This window comes from Anaeromyxobacter sp., assembly GCA_016718565.1.
Taxonomy (GTDB): domain Bacteria; phylum Myxococcota; class Myxococcia; order Myxococcales; family Anaeromyxobacteraceae; genus JADKCZ01.
In genome coordinates, this window is sequence record JADKCZ010000001.1 from 393,010 (window position 1) to 413,575 (window position 20,566).

The following is a 20,566-nucleotide window of genomic DNA, read 5'->3' on the forward strand; positions in this document are numbered from 1 at the left end:
CCTCCTTCAGCTGCGGGTGGTGCGACGCGGCCTGGCGGCGGCCGCCTCCAGCGAGTCCCTGGTGACGTAGGCCGTGCCGTGGAAGAGCGCCACCCTGGCGCCCTGGTCGTCGCGCACCTCCACCTCGACGCGGCTCAGGCGCGAGGACCGCGACACCTCGCGGGCCTCGGCCGTCAGGGTGCCGCCGGTGGTGGCCGCCAGGAAGGAGATGGAGACGTCGATGGCCAGCGCCACCGGGCCCAGGGTGTTGCAGGCCACCGCGAAGGTGAGGTCCGCCAGGGTGAAGACCGCGCCGCCCTGCACGACGTCCACGCCGTTCAGGTGGTGGGGCCGGATGGGCATGGTGGCCAGCGCGTAGCCCGGGCGCACCTCCCGGAGCCGGATGCCGGCCCGGGCCGCGAAGCGGTCCCGCTTGAAGAAGCGGCGCAGGAAGGCTGGGGAGGGTGGGGGCGGCGGGGCGGGGCGCGCCCCCGGCGCGGCGGGACGGGCCGGGCGAGCGCTGGCCCCCGCGGCGGCGGCGGTGGCCCTGGGAGCGCTGCCGGAGGAGGAGGTCCGGCGAGGGGGCGCGGCCGAGGGAGACCGACCAGTGCGGCGCGGGGCGGCAGGTTTCGCGGAGGCCATGGACCGAATGAGGCCACGGATGGGCGTCGCGGTCGAGCGCGGGATCGCGCGGGGGCTTCCCCCGGCCCCCCGCGAGCCCTGCTCAGCCGAACCCCGCCTGGCCTACCGCCCACCGCTCGCTCCACACCGTCGCCCGGCACCACTGCCCAGCATCACTGCCCGCCCCAGCCCCCTGGCCGGCTCAACTCAGGGTCGTGAGTCCACCGGCAGGAGCTGAGCTTCCTGGCCCTGCGGCAGATGCTCGCCTATGTCCCGTCCCGTCGGCGCCCGGTGCCCGAGGTCCGGCCCCGGCGGGCAGCGCTCGCCGAGCTCCCAGGAGAGGTGGTGAGGAGCGGAGCCGTGGACCCTGAGCCAGCCGGCGTGGACGCCGTGGAGGTGGTGGGCGGCGCAGAGGGCGACCAGGTTGTCTGGGAGGTCGGAGCCGCCGCGGGAGCGGAAGGTGAGGTGGTGGGCGTGTGCGGCGGCGCGGCTGCAGCCTGGGACCTGGCAGAGGCCGTGGTCGCGGTGGAGGACCCTGCGCTGGACGGAGCGGCGAGGTGGAGGGAGGCCGGCCCAGGTGAGGAGGAAGTGGTCGCAGAGGGCAGAGAGGCAGGCGGGCTGGGAGAGCCAGCGGCCGGAGGCGCGCTCGGCGGCGCGGAAGGCGGCGGCGAGGAGGACGCCGACGGTTCTGGGGACGCGGAGGTCGAGGTGGCCGCGCGCCCGCACCTGCGCGGAGGAGGAGGTGTCGAGGAGGCGCTGGAGGGCGAGGCAGGAGAGCCCCTCGGCGCGGGCCACCCAGGCCTCGGTGGAGAGGTCGTCTGTGGCGACGCGGGCGACCAGGCGGGCCTGCTCGTAGGAGAGGCGGCCGGCGCGGAGGGCGGCACGGAGGGGAGGGAGCTCGTGGAGGCGGCGCTCGAGGGCGATGCGCTGCTCGACGGCGCGGGTGCCGAGGCCGAGGCGCTCCTTGAGGTAGTGGGGGAAGGAGAGGAAGCCCATGTCGCGCCAGAGGCCGAGGGAGCGGAGGAGGAGGGCGAGGTGGCCGAGGAGCTCGTCCCAGCGGGCGCGCAGGGAGGAGAGGTGTCGGAGCTCGAGGTCGAGGTCCTGGGGAGACAGGCCGAGGGAGCGCAGGGGAGGGGAGCCGACCGGCTCGACGGTGGCGAGGAAGTCCCAGCGGTGGAACTCCTGCTCGAGGACGGCCTCGAGGTCGGCGCTCCAAGCGGGGATGGGCTCGGAGAGGGAGGGAGGGCGGCCAGGCCGGGTGCCGTTGGCCCAGGGCGACAGGTCTCCGGGGCAGGACCCTTCGGGATCGGTCCCGTCGGGCGGCGGGTCCCAGGCCTCGATGCCGCAGGCCGCCACCTCGTGGTCGGCGTCGTCGGGCGGGTGCTCGCCGAGGTACTCCTGGGCGATGGCCTCGAGCCGCTGCCAGGTGGGGGAGGCGGCGCCGAGCAGGCGGCCGGCCAGGGCGCAGGCCCGGTCGAGCGTGTCGGCCGTCTCGGGAGGGAGCGGGAGGACCAGCCGCTCCCAGGGCTCGTCGTCGTCGAACCCGGGTGAAGCCGGTGGCGCCCGCACCTGCGCACCCTGGCCTCCTGCTGCTGCCCCGTCCGCAGTTGCGGCCTCGTCCTCCTCCGCAGCCTCCCGTTCCCCCCGCGCCCAGGCCGCCACGGCCGCCTCGAGGGCCCGCGTGGTCTCACCCCGGGCCCGCTCCACCCAGGCGGCCTCGGCCTCGCCGCGCGCCGCCGGCAGGACCACCTGGGACCGGCGCAGGGTCACCTCGCCGCGGCGGACCGCAGCCCGGAGCAGCGGCCGCTCGGCCAGCCCCGCGCCGAGCCGCACCAGGGCCTGCGCGGTCCGGCCGGCCAGGCCGAGCCGCTCGCGGGCGTAGTCGCCCACGCAGGAGTAGCCGAGCCGGAGCAGCCGGTCGCCGGCGGAGAGGGCCGCCAGCCCCTCGGCCAGGGAGACCTCGAGCGCGCCCTGGCCGCGGGCCACGCGGGTGAGCAGGCCGTCGATCAGCAGGCCGGCCTCGCCGCGCAGCACGTGGCGCCGCTCGTCGAAGGGGACCTGCTCGAGCTGCCAGGCGGCCTCGGCCAGCGCGGCCGAGGGAGACAGGGCCTCCGCGCCGGGGGGCGGAAGGAGGAGACCCGGACCTGGAGCGCGGCTGCTCATGCGTACAGTATGCGCCGCGGGTCTGACAGCCGGGGCGCCGGGGGGCGTGGTGAGGGCGGTGGTCACCGAGGGTGAATGGAGGCGGGGCTCGCGGGCACTGCTCAGGCGGCCCCCTCCCTCGTGCTGCCCCCTCACCCCGGCCCTCTCCCCCAGCTTGCTGGGGGAGAGGGAGGGCGGTGGACCTCGACCTCGACCCCGACCTCGACCCCGACCTCGACCTCGACCCCGACCTCGACCCCGACCTCGACCGCCGCGGCCCCCTCACCCCGGCCCTCTCCCCCAGCGGGCTGAGGGAGAGCGGTGGACCGCGACCTCGATCGCCCCCCTACCTCAACCCGTGCCCCGTCGTCGCCGGCACGACCTTCCCGTACTTCACGCCCTTGGTGGAGACCAGCCCCTCGCCCATGCGCACCACCTCCCTGGCGCGGCCGCGCAGCACCAGCACCTCCAGGCAGTTGTGCTCGTCCATGTGGACGTGCAGCGCCGAGACCACCGCCTTGTGGTTCTCGTGCTGGATGTGGGCCAGCTTCTGCGCCAGGCTCGACGAGTCGTGGTCGTAGACCAGCGTGACCACCGCCACCCGCTCCTCGGCGCCGCTCGACTCCGACCACTCGCGCTGCACCAGCGTGTCGCGGATGAGGTCCCGGATGGCCTCGGAGCGGTTGACGTAGCCCTTCTGCTCGATGAGCCGGTCGAACCTGGCCAGCAGGTCGTCTTCCAGCGAGATCCCGATGCGCTCGATCATGCTGCCTCCGAGGCGCAGGACCCTACCCGCGGCGCAGGTCCCAGGCAATCGCGAGGCGCGCCCGCGTCCGCGCCCTCACCGCTCCAGGCCCTGCAGCCTGGCCCGGCGCAGCAGGGAGAGGGCGAACACCGTGTAGAGCCCCTCCACCACCCCGGCCACGGTGAGGCTCGGCACCAGCATGGCGGTGAGGGAGACCTCCAGCGGCACCGGCAGGTAGCCCGGGTCGAGCCAGTGCTGCAGCGCCAGCGCCCCCACCACCGCCAGCGTCGAGACCTGCATGGCCACCCAGCCGGCCAGGAAGAGCGCCGCCCGCTCCGAGAGCCGGCGCAGCGCCCGCCAGGCCAGCCAGCCCGCCAGCGGGCCCAGGAGCCCCATGGCCAGGGCGTTCACGCCGAGCACCGTGACGCCTCCGGCGCCGAAGAAGAGCGCCTGCACCAGCAGCACCAGCGCCTCGCACAGGAAGGCCACCAGCGGGTGGTGGAGCACCGCCAGCAGCAGGACCCCCACCAGGTGGGTCGAGGTGCCGCCGGGCACGGGGATCATGATGGTCTGCACCACGAAGGCCAGCGCCGTGAGCGAGCCGATGACCGGCAGCGCCTCGGTGGCCTCCCGGCCGAAGTGGCGGCGCGCCGCCCAGACGGCCAGCGGCGCGGCCACCAGCAGGGCGGGCAGCGTGATCTGCGGCGAGAGGAAGCCGTCCGGGACGTGCATGGTCAGAGCCGGGTGGCGTAGCCGACCACCAGCGCCGCCCGGTAGGCCTCCAGCCCCTCCGACCCCTGCTGGTCGGCGGCCTCGTTGAGGCTGGTGGCCAGGGCCCGCTTGACGCCCAGGCCCACCGAGAGCGCGCCGAAGGTGGCCCGCGCGCCGAGCTGGCCGTAGAGGATGGTGCCGCCGGAGGCCCGCAGGGCCACGCCGTCCTCCCGATCGCGCTGCAGGTCGAGCACCGAGAGCTCGGGCACCAGGTCGAGGCGGCTCCGCCCGGAGGCCCAGGCCCGCCAGGCCAGCGCCGCGTTGACCCGCGTCTCGGCGCCGAACCGGTAGGAGAGTCCGGCGCTCCCGTAGCGCTGGTCGAAGAAGCCCTGGAGGTTGGCCTCGACGAGCAGCGTGAGATCGGGGGCCAGCTGCTTCAAGGCCGTGAGGCCGAGGGCCGGGCTGGGGCCGTTGAACCCGGTCTGCATGTCCGGGGCGTAGAGCTCGCCCGCGTCGTCGCGGTGGGTGGTCGGCCCGAGGGGCAGGGAGACCGAGGCCCAGACGCCGAAGTGCCAGTCCTCCAGCTCGTCCAGGCTCTCCTTCTCGGGGGTCAGCCTGAGCCCCTCGTCCCACTTCACGCTGCCGCTGAGCATCAGGTTGGTGTCGCCGGGCCCGGAGTTGGTGCCGACCCCGTCCTGCGCCTTCCAGTTGTAGGGCTGGAAGACGAAGGCCGAGAGCCACGGACGCAGGCCGTAGCCCGCGGCCAGGGTGTTGAAGGAGGCGTACCGCTTCTGGTCGGTGAAGCCGGACCGCTGGCGGAACGAGGCGTACTCGCTCTTGGCCAGGGCGAAGACCGTGCCCTGGCCGAGCGGCAGCGGCGAGGTGGTGTCGAGGGCCGCGCCGGGCCCCTCGGCGCCGATGGCGCTGACCGCGGCGGTGCCGTGGTGCGCCAGGGCGGGCGCCGCGGCGAGCGCTGCGAGCAGCAGGGCGGTGAGGTGGCGCAGGCGGGCGGGGAGGGTCTTCACGGGGTCCGGTCCTTGCGGCGGCGGGAGAGGTAGAGCGCGGCGAAGACCGCACCGATGACGGCCAGCCCGATGAGCGGGCGCAGCACGAAGGCGGCGGTCGGCAGCCCGCCGGCGGTGGCGACCTGGCCGGCCTGCTCGCCCGGCGCCCCGGCGTCCACCAGGACGTCCAGCCCGTGGCCGGTGTCGTCGAGGACCCTGACCCGCCAGCTCCCGGGCGCGTCGGGCACGAAGGCCACCCAGCCGCCGCGGTCGGTGCGCCCCTTCTGATGGGGGATCTTCGGGTCGGCCGGGGAGTAGACCTCGTAGGCCGTGTAGGCCAGCACCTCGCCGTCCACGTGGAAGGCCTTCACGGCGATGGCCGCGCCGCGCCGCACCTCGTGCAGCGTCTCGTGGGCCAGGGCGGGCGCGGCGGCCAGGGCCACCAGCGCGGCCAGCAGCGGGCCCACCGGCAGGGCTGGCGTCAGGGTGAAGGAGCCGCGGGCGCTCACCGCGCCACCTCGAAGCTGAGCGACGCCTCCAGCACCACCGCGTCGGCCTCCGGCGTGGCCACCTGCTGGCGCAGCGTGGCGCTGATGGTCTCGACGCCGGCGCTGCGCACCCTGACGCGCGCCTCGCCGGCGCTGTCGGTCTCGGCGAGCGGCTTGTGGTCGATGGCCACGGTGGCGTTGGCCGCGGGCCTGCCAGCCAGGAGGAGGCGGACGGTGACCTTGTCGCCGAGGTGGGCCTTCGAGAGGTCGCTCACGGCCACCAGCTCGAGCTCGTCCCCGAGGGCGGCGCCGGCGCTCGGCGAGGCCGGGTCGACCCACTTGGCGTACTGGCGGGAGGCCCAGGCCTTGACGGCGTCGGCCACCTGGTTCCTCGGCCGGTTCACCTCGCCGTCGGGCGTGAGCGAGTAGAAGCCGCCGTCGACGGAGGCCGAGGCGGCGCCGCAGCGGGCCAGCAGCGTGACCTCCTTCGGGGCGAAGACGGCCGCCGACAGCAGGTCGCGCTGGCCCCGCTGGTCGAGGCAGCGGACCGCCTTCACCTTGGCCCGGTCGATGGCCTGCAGCTCGCCGCCGCGGTGGCCGGAGCGCAGGACCAGCGCCTCGCCGGCGCGCTCCAGCCAGAGGTCGTGGGCCGCGGCCGGCGCTGGGGCCGCGGCGGCCGCGACGACGAGGCAGAGCAGGGTGGACCGCATGGACGCTCCCGGGAGGACCGCCGTGGTAGCACGACGAGGCAGTCCGTGTTACCGGAGCGGCGGGCGGAGTTCAAGCGGGAATGTGACGACCGGGTGCGTCGTGCTACCAGGGCCGGCGCCGGCCGCGGCCGACGCGGCCCCCTCACCCCGGCCCTCTCCCCCAGCAGGCTGGGGGAGAGGGAGAACAGTTGACCCCGACCCCGACCCCGACCGCTCACCCCGAGCGTAGGGCCGCAGGCCCGAAGTCGAGGGAGACCTCGACCTCCACCCGGCTCCGTCCCATGATGCCCGCCATGCCAGCCACCGGCGCGCCCCCCGACCGCGAGATCACCCGCGCCAGCTTCGTGGTCCACTCCTTCGACGCCGACGCCTTCGGCCTCCTCACCCCGGCCGCGCTGGCCGGCTACCTGCAGGAGGCGGCCGGCCGCTCGGCCGACGCGCTCGGCTTCGGCCTGGCCGACCTGAACCGGCGCGGCCTCACCTGGGTGCTGGGGCGCCAGCGGCTGGAGCTCGACCAGCCGCTGCGCTGGGGCGAGACGCTGGAGATCGAGACCTGGCCCTCCGGCGTCGACCGGCTGGCGGCGCTGCGCAACTACCTCCTGCGCCGCGACGGGGTGGAGGTGGGCCGCTCGCTCACCACCTGGTTCGCCCTCGACCTGCAGAGCCGGCGCCCGGTCCGCCCGGACCAGCTCCTGCCGGAGCGGTACCAGGCGCAGACCGGGCACGTGCTGCCGCTGGCCGCCCCGCCGCTGCCGGAGCTCGGCTCGCCGGAGCTGGAGCGCCGCTTCCAGGTCCGCTTCTCCGACATCGACGCCAACCTGCACGTCACCAACGCCAGCTACGTGGCCTGGGCGCTGGAGGCGGTGGACGAGGCCTGCTGGCGCGGGCAGCGGCTCAGGGCGCTCGACCTGCAGTTCCTGGCCGAGTGCCACCACGGCGCCTACGTCCGCTCGCGCTCGGCCCCCTTCGGCGAGGAGACCCGGCTGCACGCCATCGTGCGCGAGGCCGACGGCAAGGAGCTGGCGCGGGTGCGGACCACCTGGACGCCGCGCTGAGGGCCGGCCCGCCGGGCCCGAGACGACCGGGCAGGACCCGGGAGCGCCCCGTTCGCCCCGCCCGCTGCCTTCCCGCCCTCCGCCTCCCCGCCTACCCCGGCGGCCAGCCCAGCTTGCGCCCGCCCAGCACGTGCAGGTGCAGGTGGAAGACCGTCTGGCCGGCGTCGGCGTTGGCGTTCAGGACGGCGCGCCAGCCGGACGCGGCGAACCCCCGCTCCCTGGCCACGGCGCCGGCCACGCGGAGCAGCTTGCCCATGAGGGCGTCGTGCTCCGGGCCCAGGTCGTTCATGGTGGGCACGTGGGCGCGCGGGATGACCAGCACGTGCATGGGGGCCTGCGGGTTCAGGTCCTGGAAGGCCACCACCTCGTCGTCCTGGTGGACCAGCGTGGCCGGGATCTTCCCGGAGGCGATCTTGCAGAAGAGGCAGTCGGACATGGTCCGGCAGTCTATCCACAGGACCGCGCCGGGTGCAGCACCGACCACCGCCCCCGGCCTCACCACGCGGGGGGCCCGCCTCCGCGCGGGGCGTCCGGGGCGCGGGGCCCGCGGCCTACCGCGCCGTGTCGAGCAGGATGGTCACCGGCCCGTCGTTGACCAGCTCCACCTGCATGGTGGCGCGGAACACCCCGGTGGCCACCGGCAGCCCCTTGGCCGCCAGGGCGTCGCAGAACCGCTGGTAGAGCGCGTTCCCCTGCTCGGGCGGGGCGGCCTCCAGGAAGCTCGGCCGGTTGCCCTTGCGGGCGTCACCCAGCAGGGTGAACTGCGAGACCACCAGCACCCCGCCGCCCACCTCCGCCAGCGCCAGGTTCAGCTTGCCCTCGGCGTCCTCGAAGATGCGCAGGGCCGCCACCTTGTCGGCCAGCGCCGCCGCCTCGGCCTCGCCGTCGCCGCGGGCCACCCCCAGCAGCACCAGGAAGCCCCGCTCCACCGCGCCGACGACCACCCCGTCGACGCGCACCTCGGCTCGGCTGACCCGCTGGACCACGGCGCGCATGCGGGCGGCATGATACTCCTTCGGCCCATGCTGCTCCTCAGGGACGCGCAGCCCTCCGACCTGCCCTCCCTGCGCCGGCTGGCCCGGGTGCTCGACACGGTGAACCTGCCGGACGACCCCCGGGCGCTGGGGCAGATCCTGGCCCGCTCGCGCCAGAGCTTCGCGGGGCGGCTCCCGGCGCTGTCGCGCCAGTACCTCTTCGTGGCCGAGGACCCGCGCCGCCGCGCCGTGGTGGGCACCTCCATGGTCATCGCGCAGCACGGCACCCGCGAGTCGCCCTGCACCTTCTTCGACGTGTCCGAGCGGGAGCACTACTCCTCCACCCTGGACCGCCACTTCCGCCACCCGGTCCTCTCGCTCGGCTACCACTTCGACGGCCCCACCGAGATCGGCGGCCTGGTGGTGGCGCCGCGCCACCGCGGCTCGAGGGAGCAGCCGGGCAAGCAGCTGTCCCACGTGCGCTTCCTCTACATGGCCATCCACCCCGAGCGGTTCCGCGAGGTGGTGCTGGCCGAGCTCATGCCGCCGCTCACCGCCGACGGGCGCAGCGCCTTCTGGGAGGCCTTCGGGCGGCGCTTCACCGGCCTGGACTACCAGGAGGCCGACAAGCGCTCGCGCGAGAACAAGGAGTTCATCCAGCAGCTCTTCCCGCCGGGCGGGGTCTACGCCTCGCTCCTGCCGCAGGGGGTGCAGCGCCAGCTCGGCACGGTGGGGCCGGCCACCCGGCCGGCGGAGCGGCTGCTCCGGCGGCTGGGCTTCCGCTACGTCAACCGCGTCGACCCCTTCGACGGCGGCCCGCACTACGAGGCCAGGCTGCGCGACGTGACGCTGGTGCGGGCCCACCGGGCCGCGCCGCTCTCGCCCCGGCCGCTCGGCGACCGCGCCGACGGCGGCGAGGGGCCGGAGGTGCTGGTGGCCCGCCTGCCGGCCCGCGGGCCCACCCACCTGCGCGCGGTGCGCACCCGGGCGCGGCTGGTGGCCGGGCGGCTCCACCTGCCGGCGGCGGCGCGCGACCTCCTGGGCGCCCGGCCCGGCGAGCTGCTCCACCTGACGCCGTTCGAGTGACGCGTGCACACCCCTTCCGGCCCCAGACCTCCGCCGGCCAGCCCGCACTTTGCTGGGCCAGGGGCTGGGCCAGGGGCTGGGCCAGGGGCCGGGCCAGGGGCCGGGCCAGGGGCCGGGCCGGGCGCCGGGCCGGGCGCCGGGCCGGCGCGGCGCCCCCCGCTCCTCGAGCGGCTCGGCCTGCACCGCCCCGAGCTGCGGGCCTGGGCGCTCTACGACTGGGCCAACTCGGCCTTCGTCTGCGTGGTGGTGACGGCGGTCTTCCCCATCTACTTCGCCACCGTGGCGGCGCGCGGCCTGGCGCCGGCGGCCGCCACCGCCGCCTACGGGCTGGCCACCACCGTGGGGCTGGTGCTGGTGGCGGTGGCCTCGCCGCTGCTGGGGGCGCTGGCCGACGCCGGCGCCCTGAAGAAGCGGCTGCTGGCGGCCGGCGTGGCGCTCGGCGCCGGGGCCACCGCCGGCCTGTTCCTGGTGGGCCCGGGCGACTGGCGGCTGGCGGCGGCGCTCTTCGTGCTCGCCAACGTCGGGCTGAGCGCCAGCTTCGTCTTCTACGACTCGCTCCTGCCGCACGTGGCGCGGCCAGAGGAGGTGGACCGGGTCTCCTCGGCCGGCTACGCGCTCGGCTACCTGGGCGGCGGCCTGCTGCTGGCGGTGGTGCTGGCCTGGATCCTCCGGCCCGACCTCGTCGGCCTGCCGTCCGGCCCCGGGCTCTCGGACGCCGACGCCACCCTGCCCACCCGCCTCGGCTTCCTGGCGGTGGCGCTCTGGTGGGTGGCCTTCTCCATCCCGCTGCTGCGCCGGGTGCGGGAGCCGCCCGCCGCCTCAGGCGCCCCGGCCGGGCACCCGCTGCGCGCCGCCCTGGGGCAGCTGGGCCGGACCGGCCAGGCGCTGCGCCGCCACCCGCAGGCGGCCCGGCTCCTGGCGGCCTTCCTGGTCTACAACGACGGCATCGGCACCATCATCCGCATGGCCACGGTGTACGGCACCGAGCTCGGCATCTCGCGCGGGGCCCTCATCGGCGCCATCCTGCTGGTGCAGTTCCTGGGCATCCCCTTCGCCTTCCTGTTCGGCGGGCTGGCCGGGCGCATCGGGGCCAAGCGCAGCGTGCTCCTGGCGCTCGGCGTCTACGCGCTCATCTCGGTGGTGGGGTACTTCATGACCAGCGCCGCCCACTTCTTCGCCCTGGCGGCGCTGGTGGCGGTGGTGCAGGGCGGGGCGCAGGCGCTGTCGCGTTCGCTCTTCGCCTCGCTGGTGCCGCGGCGCCGCTCCGGCGAGTTCTTCGGCTTCTTCTCGGTGATGGAGAAGGTGGCCGGCATCTTCGGCCCCGGGCTCTTCACCGTGGCGGTCTGGCTGACCGGCTCGTCGCGCGCCGCCATCCTCTCGGTGATCGTGTTCTTCGCGGCGGGGGCGCTCCTGCTGGTTGGCGTGGACGTGGAGGCCGGGCAGCGCGCGGCGCGCCAGGCGGACGCCGAGGGAGAGGCCTCCGGGGCGGCGGGGTAGCGGGGGGCCGGATCCCACCCGGCCCGAGGCCCTTGGCCCCGCGCCCGACGAGGGGCGCCTCAGCGACGCAGCAGCCCCACCAGGCGCGCCTCCACCGCCGGCCACTCGGCCTCCAGGATGGAGAACTGCGCCGTGTCGCGCGCCCCGCCGTCGGCCGCCGGCGAGTGGGCCCGCAGCACCCCGTCGAGGCGGGCGCCGAGCCGTCCGATGGCGGCGCGCGAGCGGGCGTTGCGGGCGTCGGTCTTGAGCGTGAGCCGGCGCACCGCCAGCCCGGTGAAGGCGTGGCGCAGCATGAGGAGCTTGGCCTCGGTGTTGGCGCCGCTGCGCTGCGCCGGGCGCGAGAGCCAGGTCCAGCCGATCTCGACCGCGTCGAGCGGGCGCGGGTCGGGCGGCGGCGCCGGCCAGTCCCAGCGCTCCAGGGTGCCGAAGCGGGTGGCGCCGAGCACCCGCCCGTCCAGGGCCGAGCAGGTGGCGAACGGCAGGGCCCGCCCGTCGGCGGCCAGGGCCAGGGCGTCGTCCAGCCAGCGCGCCATGGCGGCGCGGTCGCGCGGCACGATGGTGAAGGGGAAGGCCTCGGCCGGGTCGGCGGTGGCGGCGGCGAGGAGCCCGTCGAGGTGGGCCGGCGAGAGTGGCTCGAGCCGGACCAGGTGACCGGCCAGGGTGGGGCAGGCGAGCGGGCCGGGGAGGGGCATGGCCAGGTTCTATGCCACCCGCGCGGCGGGCGCGACGCCCGGGGCCCGGGCGCGCCGGCGCCAGGCTGGCCGCGGCCCGGGCGCCAGGCCGATGGCCCCCGCGTCCGTCCCCGTGCCAGGCTCCTCGCCGTGGAGACCTTCCGCCTGCTCGACGGCACCACTGGCCAGCCCGGCGACCCGGGGCTGGTCGACGAGGTGCTGCGCGGCGCCGGGCTGCGCCGCGGGCCGCGCATCCGCTGCCCGCTCTGCCGCTGGCGGCCGCGCCGCGGCGACCGCTGGTACTGCTCGCACCTGGGCTGCGGCATGGCCTGGAACACCTTCCAGACCCGCGGCGTCTGCCCGCGCTGCAGCCACCAGTGGACCAAGACCGTCTGCCTGGCCTGTCACCAGTGGTCGCGCCACCTCGACTGGTACGAGGGCGACCAGGACCCGCCGCCGGCGTGAGCGCCGGGGCGGCGCCCACGGGCCGTCGCCGGAAGGGCTGCGCCGTCGCGCGCCCATCGCCGCCTCCGGCCGATCAGGGCGCCGGCTTTGCCGCGGCCGCCCCGACGCCGGTGCCGATGGGGCAGGCCACGCCGGTGCCGCCGTGGCCGCAGTAGCCGCCGGGGTTCTTCGACAGGTACTGCTGGTGGTACCCCTCGGCGTGGAAGAAGGGGCCGGCCTGGCGCAGCTCGGTGGTGATGGTGCCGTGGCCCCCGGCGGCCAGCGCAACCTGGTAGGCCTGCCGCGAGGCCAGCGCCTCGGCCGCCTGCGCCGGGGTGGTGGTGTAGATGGCCGAGCGGTACTGGGTGCCCACGTCGTTGCCCTGCCGGTCGCCCTGGGTGGGGTCGTGCCCCTCCCAGAAGACCTGCAGCAGCCGCTGGTAGGAGACCAGGCGGGGATCGAACACCACCCCCACCACCTCGGCGTGGCCGGTGCGGCCGGAGCAGACCTGCTGGTAGGTGGGGGCCTCGGCGCGGCCGCCCGAGTAGCCCACGAAGGTGGAGAAGACGCCCGGGATCGACCAGAACGCCTTCTCGGCGCCCCAGAAGCAGCCCATCCCGAAGCAGGCCGTCTCCAGCCCCTCGGGGAAGGGCGGGCGGAGCGGGTGACCGCTCACGTGGTGGAGCTCGGACTCGGGGGCGTCTCGCAGGTGGCCGAACATGGTGGCGCCGATCTAACGGGCGCGCCCCCGCCCCGCACCTGGGCCGTCCCTCAGGGCCCGGGGGGAGGCGGCCCGGCGGGCTGGGCGGGGCACGGGCACGGGCAGGCCGGACAGGGCGCGCCCCCCGCCGCGGCCGGCGCCGGCGGCGGCGCGGCGGCGGCCTCCAGCGCCGCCTCCACGCAGGCCTGGTCGGCCAGGCCGCGCCCGGCCGCCAGCTGGGCGGCGCGCAGCGGCTCGGTGAAGAGCGTCATGTCCTGGAAGCGCGGGTTGACCGCGCCGGGGGCGCTGCCCCGCAGGTAGACCGCGATGACCCGCTGGCCGAACTCGCGGCGCAGCGCCGCGAACCGCTCCGGGGCGCGGCCGCCGGCGTCCCCCAGGAGCAGCACCGGGTGCGGGAAGCCGGAGAGCAGGGCGCGGAGCGCCGCCTCGGCGGGGTCGCCGCGGCTGCCGGGTGGCCGGAGCTGCAGCCCCATGAAGGGGAACCCGCCCTGCAGCGCCGCCTGCAGCCGGCCGAGCCGCTCGGGCGCGGCGCCCGACACCGCCACCGCGCCCACCGCCGGCTGGGTCCCCGCGACCATGCAGCGCAGCAGCGCGGCCATGGCCGCCGGGGTGGCGGCCTGGGCGCCGGCCTCGCGGCGGGTCACCACGCCGGCCAGGTCGTCCACCTCGACCACCAGCAGGAAGGGGGCGCCGTCGTCCACCACCTGGACCAGCCCGTCGGCGGTGAGGCCCCCGGCCGCTGCCGACACCGGCCGCAGCCCGACCTGGTGCGGTCGGTCGGCCGGCGCGGGGAAGGACACCTGGAAGAGCCCGTCCGGGCCGGCCTCGACCCGGCGCACCTGGCCAGCCAGCGCCACCTCCGCCACCAGGCGGGCCGGGCCCTGGGGTCGCCCGGCCGGCCGCGAGGCCACCACCCGCCCGGATACGGTCACCAGGGTGGGGCGGCCGAGCGACGGGTAGAGCACCAGGCTGCTGGCCGCCGGGGTGGGCGGCGGGGCGGGCTCGGCCGGCGGGCCGTGCGGGTCGGCCGGCGCGGCCACGGCGGGGGTGGCGCCGTGACCCGCTCCGTCCCCGGCGTGCGTCGCGGGCGCGGCGGCCAGCAGGGCCGGGAGGAGGAGCGCGAGGGTGGCGAGGCTCATGCCGGCCATCCTACCGCCGACCCGGCGGCGGCGGCGGGCTCGCGCCGGGGACCCGGCTGCGGTACACCCGCCCTGTGAAGCCCTGGGAGACGGTCGAGAAGGCGCTGGCGCCCGACGGCACCGAGCTGGTGCTGGCCCGCCGCGACGACGAGTGGGTGGTCCGCTACGGCGGCAAGGTCCTCATGTCGAGCCGGCAGCACGGCTCGGAGGACGCGCTGGCCGCCCTGGCGCTGGCCAAGGTGAAGCAGCGCCGCGCCGTGCTGGTGGGCGGGCTCGGCCTGGGCTTCACGGTGCGGGCGGCGCTCGACCGGCTGCCGGTGGACGCCAAGGTGGTGGTGGCCGAGCTGACCCCGGCCCTGCTCGACTGGAACCGCCGCCTGGTGGGCAAGCTGGCCGGCCGCCCGCTCGACGACCCGCGCACCAAGGTCCACATGGGCGACTGCGTGCAGCGCATCCACGAGGCCAAGGGCGCCTACGACGCCATCCTGCTCGACATCGACAACGGGCCGGCCTCGATGGTCCACGAGTCCAACCACCGGCTCTACGGCCAGGGCGGCATCGCCGCCTGCCGCGAGGCCCTCAAGGACGGCGGCTGCCTGGCGGTCTGGAGCGCCCACCACGACGAGCGCTACCTGGAGCGGCTGCAGCGCAGCGGCTTCCAGGCCGAGTGCAAGATCGTGCCGGCCCGCGGCGCCGCCGGCGGGCTGAAGCACGTCATCTTCCTGGCCGTGAAGCGCGACTCGGAGCGCCCCGGGGCGCGGCCGGACCGGCGCCAGCGCGGCTCAAGGCGCCGCCGCTCGCCGCGCCGCGCGCCGACGGGACGCCCAGGGCCGGCGGCAAGCCCAGGCCGGGCGGGGCGCGCCCGCCCAGGCGGCGGTAGGGCGCCGGCGCGGGGGCCAGCCGGCCAGGATCGCCGTGGGGCGCCCCTCGACTCCGGGCCTTCGGCCCTCCGCTCGGGGCGAACGGGTCCGCCCCGCCTACCCCAGGCCGAGCAGCGCCGGCAGCTCCGCCAGGGAGCGCACCTCGGCGTCGGGCGGCTCGGTGAGCCGCTCGCGCGGCTGGCCGCTCCGGTTGCACCAGGCCACCCGCAGGCCGAAGGCCTTGGCGCCCCAGGCGTCCCAGCCGTTGGCGGAGACGAAGACCAGCTCCACCGGCCAGGCGCCCAGCCGGTCGCAGGCCAGCCGGTAGACCGACGGGTGCGGCTTGTAGGTGCCCACCTCCTCCACCGAGAGGACGTGGTCCAGGAGGTCGGCCAGGCCGGCGCTGGCGGCCGCCGAGGCCAGCATGCGCGGCGCGCCGTTGGAGAGGATGGCGGTCTTCAGCCCGGCCGCCCGGAGGCGCCCCAGCACCTCGGCCGCCTCGGGGTAGGGGCCCAGCCGGGCGTAGGCGTCCATGAGCCGCTGGCGCAGGCCAGGCTCGTCCACCCGCAGCGCCTCCAGCGCGAAGTCGAGGGCGTCGCCGGTCACCTGCCAGAAGTCGGCGTGGCGGCCCATCAGGGCGCGCAGCCAGCTGTAGGTGAGCTGCTTCTGCCGCCACAGGTCGGAGAGCGGCTGCCAGCGCTCGCCCAGCTGGTCCCGCGCGGCGGCGGCGGCGGCGTGCACGTCGAAGAGGGTCCCGTAGGCGTCGAACACCACGGCGCGGGCCCCGGCCAGGGAGGCGGTCATGCGGCGGAGGCTAGCACCGCGCCGAGGGCCGCCGCCGCCCCCCCCCAGGCCTCCCCGCCGTCGGCGGCTGGCCGCGGTGGCCGCGGCCGTGCTACGAGGCGACCCCCGTGATCCGCCTCGACGCCATCTGCAAGCAGCACGGCCTCCAGATCCTCTTCGTGGAGGCCTCGGCCGTGATCCACGACGGCGAGAAGGTCGGCCTGGTCGGCCCCAACGGCGCCGGCAAGTCCACGCTCTTCCGCCTGGTCACCAAGGAGGAGCAGCCCGACGAGGGGCAGGTCTCGGTGGACCGCGGCATCACGGTGGGCCACTTCTCGCAGGACGTGGGCGAGATGAGCGGGCGCAGCGCCGTGGCCGAGACCATGGACGGCGCCGGCCCGGTCTCCACCGTGGCCGCCGAGCTGCACGAGCTGGAGCACGCCCTGGCCGACCCGGACCGGGCCGACGAGCTGGAGAAGCTGGTGGAGCGCTTCGGCCACGTGCAGGCCCGCTTCGACGAGCTGGGCGGCTACGCCCTGGAGTCGCGCGCCCGCGAGATCCTGGCCGGCCTCGGCTTCACCGACGAGATGATGGACGGCGACGTGGGCAGCCTCTCCGGCGGCTGGAAGATGCGGGTGGCGCTGGCCCGCATCCTGCTCATGCGCCCCGACGCGCTGCTGCTCGACGAGCCCTCCAACCACCTCGACCTCGAGTCGATCATCTGGCTGGAGGAGTTCCTCAAGGGCTACCCGGGCGCCATCCTCATGACCTCCCACGACAAGGAGTTCATGAACCGGGTGGTCAGCAAGATCGTGGAGATCGACGCCGGCGAGCTGACCACCTACTCGGGCGACTACGACTTCTACGAGCGCGAGCGGCTCATCGCCGACCAGCACCAGCAGGCCCAGTTCGACCGCCAGCAGGCCATGCTGAAGAAGGAGCTGGCCTTCATCGAGCGCTTCAAGGCGCGCGCCTCGCACGCCGCGCAGGTGCAGAGCCGGGTCAAGAAGATCGACAAGATCGAGAAGGTCGAGCCGCCCAAGGTCAAGCGGTCGGTGGTCTTCGACTTCAAGGCGCCGCCCCGCTCCGGCGAGGACGTGGCCAAGCTCACCGGGGTGCGCAAGGCCTACGGCTCCAAGGTGATCTACGACGGGCTCGACTTCCTGGTCCGCCGCGGCGAGCGCTGGGCCATCATGGGCGCCAACGGCGCCGGCAAGTCCACCCTGCTCAAGATGATCGCCGGCGCGGCCAGGCCGGACGCCGGCACGGTGGTGGTGGGCGCCAGCGTCAAGCTGGCCTACTTCGCCCAGCACGCCATGGAGCTGCTCAAGCCCGAGCAGACCGTCTGGGACACGCTGCAGGACGCCTTCCCGCGGGCCTCCATCGGCAGCCTGCGCGCGCTGTGCGGCTGCTTCGGCTTCTCCGGCGACGAGATCGAGAAGACCTGCCGGGTGCTCTCCGGCGGCGAGAAGGCGCGCCTGGTGCTGGCGTCCATGCTCTACGACCCGCCCAACTTCCTGGTGCTCGACGAGCCCACCAACCACCTCGACGTGGGCACCAAGGAGATGCTGGTGCAGGCGCTGTCCGGCTTCGAGGGGACCATGATCTTCGTCTCCCACGACCGGCGCTTCCTGGGCGCGCTCTCCAACCGGGTGCTGGAGCTGACGCCGGAGGGGATCGTGCCCTACGGCGGCGGCTACACCGAGTACGTGGCGCGCACCGGGCGCGAGGCGCCGGGCCTGCGCCACGTCGACGGGCGCTGAGCCGGGCGCCGGCCCGCGGGCGGCGCCGCGGGGCGGGCCGAGGGCGTCGGCCGATCCGTCCGCCGGTCACGGGACGCACCGTGGCTTGCCGGCCGGCCACCGGCCCGCCTAGCATCCCTGGCTCGATGCGCCTCCTGCTGGTCCTCCTGCTGGTCCACGGCCTGACGCCCGCCCTCGGCGAGGTGGCCGAGGCGGTCGTGCACCTGGCGGCCACCGGCCACCTGGCCCACTCGGACGCCGACCACGGCGACCTGGGCGACCAGGGGGACGAGCACGGCTGCGGCACCACCCAGCACCAGTGCGGCTGCTGCGCCTCGCAGGTCCTGGCCGCGGCGCCGGTGGTCGAGGTGCGCGGCGCGCCGGCGCTGGCCGTGCGCCACGCGCCGCCGAGCCAGTGGCTGGCCTCGCTGCACGAGCCCTCGCCGCCGCAGCGCCCTCCCATCGCCTCGGACGCGTGAGCCGTCGGGGCCGCGCCCACCGGGCGCGGCCTCCACCTCCACGCGCGCCCCGAGCGCCGTGCCGCCACTGCGGCGCGGGGCCGGCCGCGCCCACGCCTCGAGGTCCACGTGTCGATCACCTGGTCGGGCGGGTTCGCCCTGTCCCTCATGCTGCTGGCCGTCCCACGCCTCGCCGCGCCGGTGGAGGCGGTGCCCGCGCCGCTCCGCTGGCCCCAGGTCGTCGCGGCCGTCGACCAGCACCCCCTCGTCCAGGAGGCGGCCGCGCGGGAGCGCGGCGCCACGGGCGTGATCTGGGCGGCCGAGGAGCTCCCGAACCCGGTGGTCGGCCTCTCGGTCGGCGACGGCGTGGCGCGCGACGGCTCGGCCAGCCGGCGGGAGTGGGCCTGGTCGGTGGAGCTGCCGCTCGACTTCCTGGCCAGCCGCGCCGGGCGGGTGCGCGCCGCCAGGGCCGGCGCCGAGGGGGCCCGGCAGGACGCCAGGGGGGCCCGCGCCCAGGCGCTCCGCGAGCTCAGGCGGCTCTTCGTGGCGGTGGCCCACGACCAGGCGGTGCTGGCGGCCGGCGCCGAGCTGGAGGCGCAGGTGGCCCAGCTGGCGGCCCTGATCCGCAAGCGGGTCGACCGCGGCGAGGGGCGGCCCACCGAGGTCGCCAGGATCGAGCTGGAGCTGGAGCGGCTGCGCACCGGCCAGGAGCGCACCCGCGCCGGCGCCGAGGCCCGCCGCCTGCGGCTCGCCACCTGGCTGGGCGCACCCGTCACCAGCGTGGAGGGCGACCTGGGGCAGGCCCTCGACCTCCCGCCGCTCGAGGCGCTGCAGGGGCGCCTCCTCGAGCGCAGCCCGGCCATCCTGGGCGCCAGGGCCCGCCTCGACGCCGCCACCGCGGAGCGGAGCGCCGAGCGCTGGGACCGGCTGCCCAGGCTCTCGGTGGGCGGCAGCCGCACCGAGGAGCTCGACCGGCGGGCCAGCACCGTGGCGGCCACCGTGACCGTCCCCCTCTGGAGCTGGAACGGCGGGAAGATCCGCCAGGCCGAGGCGGCGCTGCAGGCCGAGCAGGCCCGCCTCGACGCCGCCTCCCGCGAGCTCACCGCGGCGCTCTCCGACGCCTGGCGGGGCTGCGCCGCGGGCCAGGCGGCGGCCGGCCGCTTCCAGGGCGGGATCCTGCCGCGCGCCGAGGCCTCGGCGCGCACCCTGGGGCGGGCCTTCGAGCTCGGGGAGGCCGGGCTCCTCGACGTCATCGACGCCCGGCGCGTCCTCCTCGAGACCCGCCGCGAGCACCTCGACCTCCTCCTCGACATGCAGACCGCCTGCGGCGAGCTCGCCGCGCTGGCCGGACTGGAGCTGCCATGACCCGCCCCGCCCCGCTGCTGCTGGCCCTCACCCTGCTGGCGGCCGGCTGCCGCCGCGAGCCCCCCGCCGCGCCGCCCCCGCCGGCGGCCACGCCGGCCCACGACGAGCGGGCCGAGCGCGGCCACGACGAGGCCGCCGAGGTGGGCGGCGCCGAGGCGCGCGAGCACGCCCACGGGCACGGCGCGGGCGCCGAGCCCTCCGACCTGGACCAGCCCCCCGAGGCGCTGCTGGCCCGCAGCTGCGAGCACGGCCTGAAGACCTACCAGTGCGACGAGTGCCGCTACGAGGTGGGCGTGGCGCGGGTGCCCCGGGCGCTCCTCGAGGACGGCCTGGTCAAGACCGCCACGGCGGCGCGCCGCAGGCTGGAGGCGCCGCTCCCGCTCACCGGCGAGATCCGCTTCGACGAGCGGCGCGTCACCCACCTGGCGCCGAGCACCGAGGCCATGGTGCGGGCGGTGCGGGTGAGCCTGGGCCAGAAGGTCCGGGCCGGCGAGCCGCTGGTGGAGCTCGAGAGCGTGGCCCTCGGCGAGGCGCAGAGCCAGTACCTGGAGGCCCGCGGGGCGCTGGAGCTGGCGCGCCGCTCGGCCGAGCGGTCGGAGGGGCTGCGCCGGGAGCAGATCGCCTCGGAGAAGGAGTGGCTGCAGGCGCGCAGCGACCACGAGGCGGCGGAGATCCGGACCCGGGCGGCCCGCGAGAAGCTGGTCCGGCTCGGCCTGGCGCCCGGAGAGGTGGAGGCGCTGCCGTCGCGCGGCGGCGCGGCCGGGCGGGGGACCTTGCTCCTGCGCGCGCCCGCCGCCGGGGTGGTGCTGGACATGCACGCCGTCCCCGGCGAGCTGGTGCGCCCCGACCAGACCATCCTCACGGTGGGCGACCTCTCGGCGCTCTGGCTGTGGGCCGATCTCTACGAGGACCAGCTCGGCCGGGTGGTGGCCGTCGAGCGCTCGACCCTGCGCGCCGGGGTGACCGTCAAGGCCTTCCCCGGCGAGGTCTTCCCCGGGACGGTGGACTTCGTCGGCCCGACCATGGACGAGAAGACCCGCACCGTGAAGGTGCGCATCGCCGTCCAGAACGGCGCCGGCAAGCTCCGCGCCGGCATGTTCGCCGCGGTGAAGCTCTACCTGCCGGGCGACGAGGAGGCGCTGGCCCTGCCCCGCGCCGCGGTGCTGGCCGACGAGGGGCGGTCCTTCGTCTTCGTCCACAGCCAGGGCGACTTCTTCATGCGCCGCCCGGTCGAGACCGGCCGGGAGAGCGTCGACTGGATCGAGGTGACCAGGGGGCTGTCCGGCGGCGAGCAGGTGGTGGTGGAGGGCGCCTTCCTGCTCAAGTCGGACGTGCTGCGCTCCAAGATGGGCGCCGGCTGCGCCGACTGAG

21 protein-coding genes and 2 pseudogenes are annotated in these 20,566 nt (G+C 76.4%); 10 read left to right on the forward strand and 13 right to left on the reverse strand.

Annotated features, from left to right (window positions below):
- Nucleotides 1-6: 6 nt before the first annotated feature.
- From IPO09_01700 to IPO09_01730, 7 genes are all read right to left on the reverse strand, one after another.
- Nucleotides 7-621 (reverse strand): PaaI family thioesterase, encoded by a 615-nt coding sequence (locus IPO09_01700; GenBank protein ID MBK9516066.1) that lies wholly within the window; start codon nt 619-621, stop codon nt 7-9.
- A gap of 186 nt (nt 622-807) precedes the next feature.
- Nucleotides 808-2,763: an HNH endonuclease gene (locus IPO09_01705; GenBank protein MBK9516067.1), complete on the reverse strand. Its 1,956-nt coding sequence runs from the start codon at nt 2,761-2,763 to the stop codon at nt 808-810.
- A gap of 325 nt (nt 2,764-3,088) precedes the next feature.
- Entirely contained in the window at nt 3,089-3,508 is a 420-nt protein-coding gene (gene nikR, locus IPO09_01710) for a nickel-responsive transcriptional regulator NikR (GenBank protein MBK9516068.1), read from the reverse strand.
- 75 nt (nt 3,509-3,583) lie between these two features.
- A complete protein-coding gene (locus IPO09_01715; GenBank protein ID MBK9516069.1) occupies nt 3,584-4,219 on the reverse strand; it encodes an energy-coupling factor ABC transporter permease in 636 nt (211 codons plus the stop codon).
- Between the two features lie 2 nt (nt 4,220-4,221).
- Nucleotides 4,222-5,223 (reverse strand): transporter, encoded by a 1,002-nt coding sequence (locus IPO09_01720; protein ID MBK9516070.1) that lies wholly within the window; start codon nt 5,221-5,223, stop codon nt 4,222-4,224.
- Complete coding sequence (locus tag IPO09_01725; GenBank protein ID MBK9516071.1) at nt 5,220-5,669, reverse strand: hypothetical protein; 450 nt, start codon at nt 5,667-5,669, stop codon at nt 5,220-5,222. The genes IPO09_01720 and IPO09_01725 overlap by 4 nt, the downstream gene beginning before the upstream one ends.
- 38 nt (nt 5,670-5,707) lie before the next feature.
- On the reverse strand, nt 5,708-6,400 hold the full coding sequence (locus IPO09_01730; protein MBK9516072.1) for a DUF4198 domain-containing protein: 693 nt from the start codon (nt 6,398-6,400) through the stop codon (nt 5,708-5,710).
- Nucleotides 6,401-6,693: 293 nt separating this feature from the next.
- Here IPO09_01730 and IPO09_01735 point away from each other — a divergent pair, with 293 nt between their 5' ends.
- A complete protein-coding gene (locus IPO09_01735) occupies nt 6,694-7,455 on the forward strand; it encodes an acyl-ACP thioesterase (GenBank protein ID MBK9516073.1) in 762 nt (253 codons plus the stop codon).
- 91 nt (nt 7,456-7,546) lie between these two features.
- Here the strand turns inward: IPO09_01735 and IPO09_01740 are convergent, their stop codons facing one another.
- Both IPO09_01740 and IPO09_01745 read right to left on the reverse strand, forming a co-directional pair.
- On the reverse strand, nt 7,547-7,891 hold the full coding sequence (locus IPO09_01740; protein ID MBK9516074.1) for a histidine triad nucleotide-binding protein: 345 nt from the start codon (nt 7,889-7,891) through the stop codon (nt 7,547-7,549).
- 115 nt (nt 7,892-8,006) lie between these two features.
- Nucleotides 8,007-8,450 (reverse strand): D-tyrosyl-tRNA(Tyr) deacylase, encoded by a 444-nt coding sequence (locus IPO09_01745; protein MBK9516075.1) that lies wholly within the window; start codon nt 8,448-8,450, stop codon nt 8,007-8,009.
- Nucleotides 8,451-8,477: 27 nt separating this feature from the next.
- Between IPO09_01745 and IPO09_01750 the strand changes: the two genes are divergently transcribed.
- The 3 genes and pseudogenes from IPO09_01750 (at nt 8,478) to IPO09_01760 (ending at nt 11,012) form a co-directional block, all read left to right on the forward strand.
- Complete coding sequence (locus IPO09_01750; protein MBK9516076.1) at nt 8,478-9,515, forward strand: arginine N-succinyltransferase; 1,038 nt, start codon at nt 8,478-8,480, stop codon at nt 9,513-9,515.
- Between the two features lie 54 nt (nt 9,516-9,569).
- Nucleotides 9,570-9,647, forward strand: a pseudogene (locus IPO09_01755) (ArsR family transcriptional regulator).
- A 45-nt stretch (nt 9,648-9,692) separates the two neighbouring features.
- Nucleotides 9,693-11,012, forward strand: a complete 1,320-nt coding sequence (locus tag IPO09_01760; protein ID MBK9516077.1) for an MFS transporter — start codon at nt 9,693-9,695, stop codon at nt 11,010-11,012.
- A gap of 59 nt (nt 11,013-11,071) precedes the next feature.
- Here the strand turns inward: IPO09_01760 and IPO09_01765 are convergent, their stop codons facing one another.
- A complete protein-coding gene (locus IPO09_01765) occupies nt 11,072-11,704 on the reverse strand; it encodes a GNAT family N-acetyltransferase (GenBank protein MBK9516078.1) in 633 nt (210 codons plus the stop codon).
- 129 nt (nt 11,705-11,833) lie between these two features.
- Here IPO09_01765 and IPO09_01770 point away from each other — a divergent pair, with 129 nt between their 5' ends.
- Nucleotides 11,834-12,148, forward strand: coding sequence for a hypothetical protein (locus IPO09_01770; protein ID MBK9516079.1), 315 nt, complete (start codon nt 11,834-11,836; stop codon nt 12,146-12,148).
- Nucleotides 12,149-12,221: 73 nt separating this feature from the next.
- On the opposite strand, the gene msrA is transcribed toward IPO09_01770, so the two are convergent.
- Nucleotides 12,222-12,848 (reverse strand): peptide-methionine (S)-S-oxide reductase MsrA, encoded by a 627-nt coding sequence (gene msrA / locus IPO09_01775; protein MBK9516080.1) that lies wholly within the window; start codon nt 12,846-12,848, stop codon nt 12,222-12,224.
- Nucleotides 12,849-12,898: 50 nt separating this feature from the next.
- Nucleotides 12,899-13,987 carry a hypothetical protein gene (locus IPO09_01780; GenBank protein ID MBK9516081.1) on the reverse strand — a complete coding sequence of 363 codons (1,089 nt, stop codon included), beginning with the start codon at nt 13,985-13,987 and terminating at the stop codon, nt 12,899-12,901.
- A 74-nt stretch (nt 13,988-14,061) separates the two neighbouring features.
- Between IPO09_01780 and IPO09_01785 the strand changes: the two are divergent.
- Nucleotides 14,062-14,781: pseudogene (locus IPO09_01785) on the forward strand (hypothetical protein).
- 183 nt (nt 14,782-14,964) lie between these two features.
- Here the strand turns inward: IPO09_01785 and IPO09_01790 are convergent.
- On the reverse strand, nt 14,965-15,651 hold the full coding sequence (locus tag IPO09_01790; protein MBK9516082.1) for a haloacid dehalogenase type II: 687 nt from the start codon (nt 15,649-15,651) through the stop codon (nt 14,965-14,967).
- A gap of 107 nt (nt 15,652-15,758) precedes the next feature.
- Between IPO09_01790 and IPO09_01795 the strand changes: the two genes are divergently transcribed.
- From IPO09_01795 to IPO09_01810, 4 genes are all read left to right on the forward strand, one after another.
- Nucleotides 15,759-17,393 (forward strand): ABC-F family ATP-binding cassette domain-containing protein, encoded by a 1,635-nt coding sequence (locus tag IPO09_01795; protein ID MBK9516083.1) that lies wholly within the window; start codon nt 15,759-15,761, stop codon nt 17,391-17,393.
- Between the two features lie 125 nt (nt 17,394-17,518).
- On the forward strand, nt 17,519-17,851 hold the full coding sequence (locus IPO09_01800) for a hypothetical protein (protein MBK9516084.1): 333 nt from the start codon (nt 17,519-17,521) through the stop codon (nt 17,849-17,851).
- A gap of 108 nt (nt 17,852-17,959) precedes the next feature.
- Nucleotides 17,960-19,195 carry a TolC family protein gene (locus IPO09_01805; GenBank protein ID MBK9516085.1) on the forward strand — a complete coding sequence of 412 codons (1,236 nt, stop codon included), beginning with the start codon at nt 17,960-17,962 and terminating at the stop codon, nt 19,193-19,195.
- Nucleotides 19,192-20,565 carry an efflux RND transporter periplasmic adaptor subunit gene (locus tag IPO09_01810; protein MBK9516086.1) on the forward strand — a complete coding sequence of 458 codons (1,374 nt, stop codon included), beginning with the start codon at nt 19,192-19,194 and terminating at the stop codon, nt 20,563-20,565. Before IPO09_01805 ends, IPO09_01810 begins: the two co-directional genes overlap by 4 nt.
- Nucleotide 20,566: the final 1 nt, after the last annotated feature.